The sequence below is a fragment of the Pseudomonas sp. FSL W5-0203 genome, assembly GCF_001896155.1.
Lineage (GTDB): Bacteria > Pseudomonadota > Gammaproteobacteria > Pseudomonadales > Pseudomonadaceae > Aquipseudomonas > Aquipseudomonas paracarnis.
The window spans coordinates 61,359-73,707 of record NZ_MPOR01000021.1 but is presented as its reverse complement, the minus strand read 5'-3'; the positions used below and the strand labels follow the sequence as shown (position 1 = coordinate 73,707).

Genomic DNA, 12,349 nt, shown 5'->3' with positions numbered 1-12,349 from the left:
GATCCAAGAATACCCGTCACTCAGGGCGTTTGTCAGGCACTGCTGCCTGTTCGGCACTGCGGATATTGGTCATGAAGCTGTCGGCCGGCAATGGATGCCCCAACAGATAGCCTTGCAAGGAATCACACCCCAGGCGGGTAAGGAAATTTTGCTGCGCATCGGTTTCCACGCCTTCGGCGACAATCCGTAAGTCCAGAGCCTGGCCGAGGGCCACGATGGCCGAGACGATGGCGGCGTCGTCGCTGTCGTGTTCCAGGTCACGTACAAAGCCGCGGTCGATCTTCAACTCATTGGCCGGCAGGCGCTTGAGGTACATGAGGCTGGAGTACCCGGTGCCAAAGTCATCGATGGACAGGTCCACACCCATGTCCGACAGTTGCTGCAATACCTTCATGCTCGCGTCGGCATCGCTCATGGCGGTGGTCTCGGTGATCTCCAGCGTGAGGCTGTTGGCCGGTAATTGGTGACGCTCCAGCGCGGCCGCTACGCTGTTGACCAACCCGGCGTGGCAGAACTGCAACGCCGAGAGGTTTACGGCAATGCGCCAGTGCTCATAACCCTGTGCGTACCACAGGCTCATCTGGCGACAAGCTTCATCGAGTACCCATTCGCCGATGGGGATGATCAGCCCGGTTTTCTCCGCCAGTGCAATAAACGTAGCGGGCATCAACAAGCCTTGTTGCGGATGCTCCCAGCGCAACAGCGCCTCGGCCCCCACGGCAAGACCGCTGACGGCGTCGAACTTGGGTTGGTAGTGCAAACGAAATTGCCCCTGCTCCAGGGCATTGCGCAGGTCCTGCAGCAATTGCAGTTGTTTGCGCGCATTGGTGTTCATCGACACATCGAAGAAGCTGTAGCCGTTCTTGCCCATGCCCTTGGCGTGATACATCGCCGCGTCGGCGTTCATCAGCAGTTCCTGAGGACTATTACCGTTACCGGGGAACATGGCGATACCGACGCTGGCCGAGATCTGCAACTCATGCTCGGCCACCGTGAAGGTGCGGTTGATCAGGCTCACCTGGCGCTCGGCCAAGCCCATGGCATCGTCGGGCTGGGTGAGTTGCACCAGCAATACGAACTCATCGCCGCCGATACGGGCCAGGGTGTCCTGGCTGCGCAAGTCCTCACGCAAGCGCAAGCCGACCTCGCGCAGTAACTGGTCGCCCAAGTGATGACCAAAGGCATCGTTGACCGGTTTGAAGCCATCCAGGTCGATAAACATCAAGGCAAAGCAACCGCCCCGCTCGTTCACCGCCTGGATGCCTTGTTGAATGCGATCAGCCAACAACGTGCGATTGGGCAGGCCGGTGAGCATGTCATGCAGGGCCAGGTGAGTAAGTTCCTGATTGGCCAGGGTCAGGGAATCGGCGAGTACGGCGGTGCGCGCTTCCAGGCGCGCATCCAGCACCGAGGTCAAGAGCGCAATGACCAGCACCGCCAGCGAAGTGACCAAGACCAGGTTATCCAGGCCCTTGCCGCTCAAGCCGGTCAATGCGGCGCCGCAGAAGCTGCCATCGGCAAAGCGCGCCGCAGCCATCCCGGTGTAGTGCATCCCCACGATGGCCACGCCCATCACGACGGCGGCGCCACCCCGTGCCAGCCGCACATAAGGTGTGTTGCGCCGCAGGTTGAAGGCGATCCACAGGGCGGCGCCGGAAGCCACCACCGCGATCACCAACGAAGCGCCAAATAAGGTCGGGTCGTAATCAATGCCGGGTGTCATGCGCATCGCGGCCATGCCGGTGTAATGCATGCTGGCAATTCCAGCGCCCATTACCAACGCCCCGAATGCCAGTTGCCAGACCGGCAAGCGTGGCTGGCTGACCAGCCATAACGCGAAACCACTGGATAGCACGGCGATCAACAGCGAAAACAGGGTAATGCCTACCTCAAACCCGAGGGCAAACGGCAGGCGCAGGGCCAACATCCCGATAAAGTGCATGGACCAGATGCCCACGCCCATCGCCACTGCGCCGCCAGTGATCCATAGGTATACAGCCCGCCCCTTGGCGGTCGCGATACGCCCGGCCAGGTCCAAGGCCGTGTAGGACGCCAGGATGGCCACGCACAGGGAAATCACGACAAGGGAGGTTGAATAGCTACCGATCAACATAGGTTTTCTCGCTGGCGACGGGGCGAAAAAGCCCGTGCCGGGTGGCAAAGCGGGCGATTGTAGCGAGTATGAATCCGAGGCAGGTGATTAATTAATCAGTTGGCCATTAGTGAGTTTTTGGCGTCAATCGGATGGCTTCGCCAGGCTGTTTTCAACGACGTCATGGACATCAAAATGTGGCCTGCGCAGATCCCCTGTGGGAGCGGGCTTGCCCGCGAAGGCGGTGTGTCAGTCACCGCAACTACTACTGCACTAACGCTATCGCAGGCAAGCCAGCTCCCACAGGGTACTGTGCTTAACTGACTGGCATTGGGGCAAGCCCACACAGTTGATCTTGCTCCCCCAGGATGCGCGGCGCATCCGGTTACTCCTTTTCAGCCAGGGAGGTCTGGCCGTCCCAGCCTCCGCCCAACGCTGCAATCAATTGCACACTCGCCACCAGGCGCGATTGCAGCAAGGTCAACACGGTGCGCTCGTTGCTCAAGGCCGTTGCCTGCACCGTGACCACATCCAGATAGGCAATCAACCCGGCCTTGTATTGGTTTTCGGTCAAGCGCAAGGATTCACGCGCCGATTCCAGCGCTTCATTGCTGACCACCGCCTCATCGGCGAGCACCTTGAGCTGGACCATGTAGTTTTCCACCTCACGGAAACCGTCCAGCACGGTCTGGCGGTACTTGGCCACGGTCTCGTCATAGCTGGCCACGCTGCGGTCGACTTCCGCCGAGCGCTGGCCGCCATCGAACAGGGTCATGGCCAGTTTCGGCCCCACCGACCAGAAGCGGTTCGGCAGGCTGATCCAATCTTCATAAGTGCTGCTGGAATAGCCGCCCTGCAGGCTCAGGCTGAGGTCCGGGTAATAGGCCGCCTTGGCCACGCCGATATTGGCGTTGGCGGCGATCACCGAGCGTTCGGCCGAGGCAATATCGGGGCGACGCTCCAGCAGTTGGGACGGCAGGCTCACCGGTATTTGCGGTAGCGCCGGAATATCTTTGCTCACCGCCAGATTGAAGTTGGCCGGGGCTTCGCCAATCAGCACGGCTATGGCGTTTTCCAGCTGGGCGCGTTGCCAGATCAAGTCGATCAGGCTGGCCTGGGTGGTCTTGAGCTGGGTTTGCGCCTGGGCAATGGCGTCCTTGCCGGCCACACCGGCGCGGTATTGGTTTTCGGTCATTTTCAATGAACGCTGGTAGGTGTCCAGCGTGGCTTGCAGCAGCCGCGTCTGTTCGTCCATGACCCGCAGTTGCAGGTAGCTTTGCACCAGTTCGGACTGCTGGCTCAGACGCATTGCGGCCAAGTCGGCCGAGCTTGCCTCGGCGCTGGCTTCGTTGGCCTCCAGACCACGGCGCAACTTGCCCCAGATATCGGCTTCCCAGCTCACACCCAACTGGGCATTGAGGGTGTCGCGGATACCACTGCTGGAGCTGCTGAGGCTGGCGCTGCTGCTGCCGGTGCCCTGGCTGGCGCGGGTTTTACCCACGCTCAGGTCAACGCTGGGGTAAAACGCCCCGCGTGAGCTGCGCACCAGCGCCTTTGCCTGACGAAAACGCGCTTCGGCCTGGGCGACGGTCTGGTTGGACGCGTTGAGGCGCACCACCAGGTCATTGAGTTGTCGGTCACCGTACAGCTCCCACCAGGCGCCGCGGGCCAGGGAGTCGCTCGGATTGGCCTGGCGCCAGCCCTGGGCCTCCTTGAACTGCACCGGCTCGATGACGTCCGGGCGTTTGTAGTCAGGGCCGATGGCGCAGGCGCTGAGCAACATGGCCAAGCCCACTGTAGGAGCAAGCTTGCTCGCGAAGACTGCCAACGTTAACGCGTTCATTCTGGATGAGCGCGGCGTCTGGGCCTTTTTCGCGAGCAAGCTCGCTCCTACAGAGGTCGCAGGGGCGTTGGTTGAGTCGGTCATAGCGCAGTGTCCAGGGCAGCATCGGTACGCACGCCGCGCCAGGCGTTGAAGCGATGGCGCGCGCGGTCCAGGTAAAGGTAAACCACCGGGGTGGTGTAAAGGGTCAGGATCTGGCTGAACACCAGGCCGCCAATAATGGTCAGGCCCAACGGGTGGCGCATTTCCGCGCCATCACCACTGCCGAGCAGCAACGGCAAGGCACCGAGGATCGCGGCCAGGGTGGTCATCAGGATCGGCCGCAGGCGCAACAGGCAGGCGCTGCGGATCGACTCCAGCGGGCTCATGCCATCGTTGCGCTCCAGTTGCAGCGCCAGGTCGATCATCAGGATCGCGTTTTTCTTCACCACGCCGATCAACAGGAACAAGCCCAGCAAGGAGATCAGGCTGAACTCGCCGCCCAGCAGGTAAATCGCAAGCAACGCGCCGACACCGGCCGACGGCAGCGTCGACAGGATGGTCAGCGGGTGAATGTAGCTTTCATACAGAATACCCAGCACCAGGTACACCGCCACCAGCGCGCCGAGAATCATGAACGGCTGGCCTTTCTGGGTCGCGGCGAACGCATCGGCAGTACCGGCCATCTTGGCGATCACGTCCTCGGGCAACCCGACTTTGGCAATCGCACGCTCGATAGCCGCCGTGCCCTGCTCCACCGTGACCCCGGGCGCCATGTCGAAGGCGATATTCTCCGAAGCGAACTGGCCTTCATGGCTGACGCGATCGTCGGCCAGGCTGTTCTCATAGTGGGCAATGGTCGACAACGGCACCCGTGCGCCGTCGGCAGTGATCACCTGCATCTGGTTAAGGGTGATCGGGTCCTGGGCGTATTTGGGGTTGACCTCCATCACCACCTGGTACTGGTTGAGGCTGTCGTAGATGGTGGAAATCTGCCGCTGACTGTAGGCGTTGTTGAGCACTGCCGTGACCATGTTCATGTCGATGCCCAGGCGCTTGGCCTGGTCGCGGTCGACAATCAGCGTGACCTGGGCCGCGCCCCGGCCTTCACGGGCGTCGATGGCGGTCAGCTCTGGCAATTCACGCATGGCCGCCACCACTTTCGGGTACCACAGGCGCAGCGCGGCCAAGTCACCGCTTTGCAGGATGTAAGAGTATTGCGCGCTGGTCTGGTCACGGCTGCCGCCAAATTGCAGGTCCTGGTCGGCCATCAGGAACAAGCGCCCGCCCGGCACCAGTGGCACCTCTTTGCGCAGGCGCTCGATCACCGCCTGGGCGGAAATTTTGCGTTCGCCGATCGGCTTGAGGCGTACCAGCATCACCGCATTGTTAGTGCCTTGGTTGCCACCGATAAAGCCGGCCACGCTGAGCACCGCCGGGTCCTTGAGCACCGCCTGGCGAAAGATCTCCATCTTCGGCTGCATCACGCTGAACGACAGGCCATCGTCGCCGCGCACAAAACCGATCAACTGACCGGTGTCCTGCTGGGGCATGAAGGTTTTGGGCACCACCACGTACAGCGCGATATTCACGCCCACGGTGACCAACAGGCTGAGCAAGGTCAGGCGCCGATGGCGCAGCACCCAGTCCAGGCTGGTGGCGTAGCCGGCGACCATGCGGTCGTTGACCTTCTGGCTCCAGCGCTGCAAACCGGTCTGCCGATCCTTGACGTGGGGCTTGAGCCAGCGGGCGCACAGCATGGGCGTCAAGGTCAGCGAGACAATCAGCGAAACGATGATCGCCGCCGACAAGGTGATCGAAAACTCACGGAACAGGTTAGTGACGATCCCGCCCATGAACAGGATGGACAGGAACACCGCCACCAGCGACACGTTCATCGAGAGCAAGGTAAAGCCGACTTCCTGAGCGCCCAGGTACGCGGCTTTCATCGGTGGCACGCCGTCGTCGATGTGCCGGGAAATGTTCTCCAGCACCACGATGGCATCGTCCACCACCAGCCCGGTGGCGAGGATCAGCGCCATCAGCGAGAAGTTGTTCAGAGAAAACCCGTACAGGTACATCACCGCGAAGGTGCCCACCAGCGATACCGGCACCGCCAGGGTCGGGATCAACGAAGCGCGGAAGTTGCCCAGGAACAGGTACACCACCAGGATCACCAGCCCTACAGCGATCAGCAAGGTCATTTCCGCCTCATGCAGGGTGGCGGTAATCACGGGCGAGCGGTCCATGGCCAGGCTGAGCTTGACGCTGGACGGCAGCACCGCCTGCAACGCCGGCAACTGCGCCTTGATCTGCCGCACGGTTTCGATGATGTTGGCGCCGGACTGGCGGTTGATCACCAGCAACACCGCCGAATCATTGTTGAAGAAGCCGCTGTTGTAGCGGTCTTCCACACCATCAGTGATCTTCGCCACGTCCTTGAGGCGCAGAGCGGCGCCGTCCTGGTAGCGAATCAGCAGGGGCTCATAGTCCTTGGCTTTTTCCAACTGGTCGTTGGCCTGGATCTGCCAGTTGCGCTCGCTGTCTTCCAAGGAGCCCTTGGGCCGGCGCTGGTTGGCATTGGCGATGGTGTTGCGCACATCGTCCAGGGCCACGCCGTACTGATCGAGGGCCTTGGGCTCCAGCTCGATACGCACCGCCGGCAGCGAACTGCCGCCGATCTGCACTTCGCCCACGCCCGGCACCTGGGACAGGCTCTGGGACAGGATGGTCGAGGCCAGGTCGTACAACTGGCCCTTCTGCAACACGTCAGAGGTCAGCGACAGCACCATGATCGGCGCCTGGGACGGGTTGATCTTCTTGTAGGTGGGCATGCTGCGCATACCGCTGGGCAGCAGGTTGCGCGACGCGTTGATGGCCGCTTGAACTTCCCGCGCCGCACCGTTGATATCGCGGTCGGAATCGAACGCCAGAATCACCCGGGTAGAGCCCTGGCTCGACGAACTGCTCATGGTGGTGATACCGGCAATCGCGCCGAACGAGCGCTCCAGCGGCGTGGCCACCGTGGACGCCATCACCTCGGGGCTGGCACCGGGCAAGCTGGCCGACACCACGATCACCGGGAAGTCGATCTGCGGCAGCGGCGACACCGGCAGCAAGTTGAAGCTGACGCCACCGAGCAACATGATCGCCAGGCTCAGCAGCATGGTCGCTACCGGCCGGCGAATGAAAGGTCCGGACAGGTTCATGGCTCAACCGGCTCCAGGCGTTGCGGCTCTTTGCGCCAGCGACGGCCAAGACGATCGAAGTACAGGTAGATCACCGGCGTGGTGAACAGCGTCAACACCTGGCTCACCAGCAAGCCACCGACCATCACCAGGCCCAGGGGCTGGCGCAGTTCGGCGCCGGAACCGCTGGCGAGCATCAACGGCACCGCACCGAACAACGCGGCCAGGGTGGTCATCAAAATTGGCCGGAAGCGCAACAGCGCCGCCTGGTAGATCGCCGTCTGCGGGTCCAGGCCCTGGTTGCGTTCGGCGTCGAGGGCGAAGTCGATCATCATGATCGCGTTCTTTTTCACGATACCGATCAGCAGGATGATGCCGATGATCGCAATCATGCCCAGGTCATTGCCACTGAGCAGCAACGCCAGCAAGGCCCCCACCGCCGCCGATGGCAGGGTCGAGAGGATAGTGATCGGGTGGATATAGCTCTCATAGAGCACACCGAGCACGATGTACATGGTGACCACCGCCGCCAGGATCAACAGCAAGGTGCTCGACAACGAGGCTTCGAACGCCTGGGCCGCGCCCTGGAACTGGGTTTGCACGCCCACCGGCATGCCGATGTCCTTCTGGGTCTGGTTGATCAGTTCCACGCCTTTGCCCAGCGCTACGCCGGGCGCCAGGTTGAACGACATCATCACCGCCGGGAACTGGCCGATATGGGCAATCGCCAACTGCGCCTGGCGCTGCTCGACATGGGCCAGGCTCGACAGCCGCACCTGGCCACCGTCGGTGGTTTTCACATGGATCTGGTTGAGGGCCGCCGGGCCGAGGGTTTCGCCGGACTGGGCCTGCAACACCACCCGGTACTGGCTGGCCTGGGTGTAGATGGTGGAAATCTGGCGCTGGCCGAAGGCGTCATACAACGCGTCGGTAATGGTCGAGACACTCACGCCCAGGCGCGAGGCCGCGTCGCGGTCTATCACCAGGTACACCTGCAAGCCTTTGTCCTGGAGGTCGCTGGCGACGTCGGTGAGTTCCGGCAACTGGCTGAGGGCGTGTACCAGCTTGCCGCTCCACAACGCCAGCAACTCGGCGTCCGGGGAGGACATGCTGAACTGGTACTGGGTACGGCTGACGCGGTCTTCGATGGTGAGGTCCTGCACCGGCTGCATGAACAGGCGGATGCCCACCAGCTTGTCGATTTGCGGTTGCAGGCGGGTGATCACCTCGGCTGCGCTCAAATCGCGCTGGCCGTGGGCCTTGAGATTGATCAACAAGCGGCCGCTGTTGAGGGTGGCGTTATCGCCGTCCACGCCAATGTAGGACGACAGGCTCTCGACCGCCGGGTCGGCAAGGATGATCTTCGCCAACTCCTGCTGGCGTTGGCTCATCGCCGCAAAGGAAATCGACTGCGGCGCTTCGGAAATACCCTGGATCACGCCGGTGTCCTGCACCGGAAAAAAGCCCTTGGGCACCACCAGGTACAGCACCACCGTGAGCCCCAGGGTGGCGATCGCCACCAGCAACGTCAGCGGCTGGTGCTTGAGCACCCATTGCAGCTTGCGGCCGTAGGCTTCGATCAGCCAGTCGATCCAGGCGCCGCTGGCCTTGTAGAAGCGGCCCTGCTCTTCCTCCTTGGGTTCGCGCTTGAGCAGGCGCGCGCACATCATGGGCGTGAGGGTCAGGGACACCACCAGGGAAATCAGGATCGCCACTGCCAGGGTGATGGCGAACTCACGGAACAACCGCCCGACCACGTCGGCCATGAACAGCAAAGGGATCAACACCGCGATCAACGACAGCGTCAGGGACACCAGGGTGAAACCGATCTGCTTGGCGCCCTTGAGCGCGGCCGCCATCGGCGTCTGGCCTTCCTCGATATAGCGCGAGATGTTCTCCAGCATCACGATCGCGTCGTCCACCACAAACCCGGTGGCGATGGTCAGGGCCATCAGCGTCAGGTTATTGATGGAGAATCCGGCCAGGTACATCACACCAAAGGTGCCCACCAGGGACAGCGGCACGGCGATGGACGGAATGATCGTAGCGCTGACCCGGCGCAGGAACAGAAACGTCACCATGACCACCAGGGCAATGGCGATCAGAAGCTCGTGCTGTACGTCTTTGACCGAGGCGCGGATGGTCTGGGTGCGGTCGGTGAGCACCGTCACGTCCAGGCCGGCCGGCAGGTTGTCGGTGATGCTGGGCAGGAGGGCCTTGATGCGGTCCACCACCTCGATCACGTTGGCGCCCGGCTGGCGCTGGATATTGAGCAACACGGCCTGGTTCTCATTGGCCCAGGCGGCGAGGCGTTCGTTTTCGGCACCGTCGACAATCTGCGCGACATCCTTGAGCCGCAGCGGGGCGCCGTTGTTGTAGGCCAGGATCAGTTCGGCATATTGCTCGGGCGAGACCAACTGGTCGTTGGCGTCGAGCATCGACACGCGGGTGGGGCCGTCGAAGTTGCCCTTGGGCTGGTTGACGTTGGAGGCGGCGATCAGGGCGCGCACGTCCGAGAGGTTCAAGCCATTGGCCGCCAGGGCCTCGGGGTTGACCTTGATGCGCACGGCCTGGCGCTGGCCACCGGCGATGCTGACCATGCCGACGCCGCTGATCTGCGCGATTTTCTGCGCCATGCGCGTGTCGACCAAATCATTGAGCTTGGGCAGCAACATGGTCTTGGAGGTAATTGCCAGGGTCAGCACCGGGGTGTCCGCCGGGTTGACCTTGTTGTATACCGGCGGCGCCGGCAAATCCTTGGGCAACAGGTTGGTGGCGGCGTTGATCGCGGCCTGCACCTGTTGCTCGGCGACATCCATATTGATGTCGAGGTTGAAACGCAGGGTCAGCACCGACGCGCCGCCGGAGCTGGTGGACGCCATCTGGGTCAGCCCGGGCATCTGCCCGAACTGACGCTCCAGCGGTGCGGTGACCGCACTGGTCATCACGTCGGGGCTGGCGCCGGGGTACAGGGTCATCACCCGGATAGTCGGGTAATCCACCTGGGGCAACGCCGATACCGGCAGCAGGCGGTACGAAATGATGCCGGCCAGGACAATGGCCAGCATGCTCAGCGTGGTGGCGACCGGGCGAAGGATGAACAGGCGCGACAGGTTCATGAACCGACCTTTTGCGCCTTGCCGGCGTCTGCCCCGGTCTCCCCTTTAGCTGCGGGCTTGCCTTGCAGGTGTTCGGTCGGCGTGGTCGGCACCTCGCTGCTGGCGTTGACCACTTCGATCTCGCTACCGTCCTTGAGGCGGTCGGTGCCTTCCAGCACCACGCGGTCGCCAGCGACCAGGCCCTCTTTGATCACGGTATTTTCGCCATCGGTATCCCCCACCACCAGCGGCTGGACCTTGACCTTCTTGTCACCGTCGAGCTTATAGACAAAGGTGCCATTGTTGCCGAACTGGATCGCCGCAGAGGGTGCCAGCACCACGTTCTTCAAGGTATCGGCCAGCAGGTGCACATTGACGAACTGGTTGGGGAACAGCGCCTGGTCCTTGTTATCGAACCGCGCCTTGAACTTCAGGGTGCCGGTGGTGACATCGATCTGGTTGTCCAGGCTTTGCAGTACACCGACCGCCTGTTTTTTCACGTCGCTACGGTCCCAGGCTTCCACTGGCAATTTGTTGCCGGCGTGGTAACGGGCCAACACGGTTTCCAGGGTATTTTCCGGCAGGGTGAAGGCCACGCTGATTGGCTGGGTCTGGGTGATCACCGCGAGGGCGGTAGTGTCGTTGGCCGCAACCAGGTTGCCGACGTCAAGCTGGCGCAAACCGACGCGGCCGCTGATGGGCGCACGGATCTTGGTGAATTCCAAGTTGAGCTTGGCGTCGTCCACCGCGCCCTGGTTGGTCTTGACCGTGCCCTGGTACTGCAACACCAGCGCTTCGGCGGTGTCCAGGGTTTGCTTGGCGATACTGTCCTGGGCGTACAGGTCGCGATAACGCTGTACATCGACCTGGGCGTTCTTCAACTGGGCCTGGTTTTGCAGCAAGGTGCCCTGGGCCTGGAGCAAGGCGTTCTGGTAGCTGCGCGGGTCGATTTCTGCCAGCAGGTCACCGGCCTTGACCATCTGCCCTTCCTCGAAGGCGATCTTGACCAACTCGCCGCCCACCCGGCTGCGCACATTAATGGTGTTCAGTGCAGTGACCGTCCCCAGGGCCTTGTAGTACACAGGAAACTCCCCCAGCACCGCCGGCGCCACACGCACCGGTACCGGCCCGGTGGAACCACCGAAGCCTGGGCGCGCCATGCCGGTCTTGCCCGTGTGTCCCGCCGGAGCATCTTTATGGGCCGCGCCACTGGGCCAGAATTTCCAGCACAGGCCGGCGATAACCAGCAGCACGAGCAGGCCAAACAGCCAGCGGCGGGAGTTGCGGGAGGAGGATTGCATGGAGTGATCAACCATTGGGGGTGAGAGCTTCTTCTTCGGGAGGCTGAAAGATAAGCACTGGGGTGCGTTTAGAAAAGCACCTTTACCGGCTATTTACCTTAGGCTTACAACGTTTAACTTTTTGATCTTAGTCCACCGGCTATTTCGCTAAGCCGCTGACGCTCAAATAAAAACGGCCTGGACTAGGCCAGGCCGCAATCATGCATCATACGTGTTACTGCCAAACGACAGTCATACGTAGAAACAGTTACTTCAACACAGCCAGGGCGGCGTCGTAGTTTGGCTCTTCAGCGATTTCCTTGACCAACTCGCTGTGCAGCACGTTGTCGTTTTCATCCAGCACCACGACAGCGCGAGCGGTCAGGCCCTGCAGCGGGCCGTCAGCGATGGAAACACCATAGTCGACGGCGAAGTCGGCGTTGCGGAAATCCGACAGGTTCTTAACGTTTTCCAGGCCTTCGGAACCACAGAAACGCGCTTGGGCGAATGGCAGGTCGGAGGAGATGCACAGCACCACGGTGTTGGCCACATCGTTGGCCTGGGCGTTGAACTTGCGCACCGAAGTGGCGCAGGTTGGGGTGTCAACGCTTGGGAAAATATTCAGCACTTTGCGCTTGCCGGCAAAGGTAGCCAGGGTGGCGTTGGACAGATCGCCGGCGGTCAGGGTGAAGTCTGCAGCTTTGGCGCCGACTTTCGGCAATTCGCCTTCAACCTGGACCGGGTTGCCTTTAAGGGTGACTTGAGCCATGAACGGAATCCTTATGCTGGGTTTGGTTAAACGAATTCGAGAGGCGGAAGTTAACCACAAAGTGCCGAAGCTACCTACCGCCAGACACAAATTGTCATGT

The 12,349-nt window shown here is 61.8% G+C and carries 6 protein-coding genes; all 6 read right to left on the bottom strand.

What is annotated here, in order from left to right; translation table 11 throughout:
- Positions 1-16: 16 nt before the first annotated feature.
- The 6 genes from BOP96_RS18605 to tpx all read right to left on the bottom strand — a co-directional run bounded on the left by BOP96_RS18605 (position 17) and on the right by tpx (position 12,249).
- Positions 17-2,113 (bottom strand): putative bifunctional diguanylate cyclase/phosphodiesterase, encoded by a 2,097-nt coding sequence (locus BOP96_RS18605; RefSeq protein WP_038450352.1) that lies wholly within the window; start codon positions 2,111-2,113, stop codon positions 17-19.
- Between the two features lie 364 nt (positions 2,114-2,477).
- The gene (locus tag BOP96_RS18600) at positions 2,478-3,935 is read right to left on the bottom strand and encodes an efflux transporter outer membrane subunit (RefSeq protein ID WP_371925428.1); all 1,458 of its coding nucleotides are present in this window, start codon (positions 3,933-3,935) and stop codon (positions 2,478-2,480) included.
- An 80-nt stretch (positions 3,936-4,015) separates the two neighbouring features.
- On the bottom strand, positions 4,016-7,123 hold the full coding sequence (locus BOP96_RS18595; protein WP_073453635.1) for an efflux RND transporter permease subunit: 3,108 nt from the start codon (positions 7,121-7,123) through the stop codon (positions 4,016-4,018).
- Positions 7,120-10,221 carry an MdtB/MuxB family multidrug efflux RND transporter permease subunit gene (locus tag BOP96_RS18590; RefSeq protein ID WP_073453633.1) on the bottom strand — a complete coding sequence of 1,034 codons (3,102 nt, stop codon included), beginning with the start codon at positions 10,219-10,221 and terminating at the stop codon, positions 7,120-7,122. The genes BOP96_RS18595 and BOP96_RS18590 overlap by 4 nt, the downstream gene beginning before the upstream one ends.
- The gene (locus BOP96_RS18585) at positions 10,218-11,516 is read right to left on the bottom strand and encodes an MdtA/MuxA family multidrug efflux RND transporter periplasmic adaptor subunit (RefSeq protein ID WP_014718695.1); all 1,299 of its coding nucleotides are present in this window, start codon (positions 11,514-11,516) and stop codon (positions 10,218-10,220) included. The genes BOP96_RS18590 and BOP96_RS18585 overlap by 4 nt, the downstream gene beginning before the upstream one ends.
- A gap of 232 nt (positions 11,517-11,748) precedes the next feature.
- A complete protein-coding gene (gene tpx / locus BOP96_RS18580; protein WP_003190967.1) occupies positions 11,749-12,249 on the bottom strand; it encodes a thiol peroxidase in 501 nt (166 codons plus the stop codon).
- Positions 12,250-12,349: the final 100 nt, after the last annotated feature.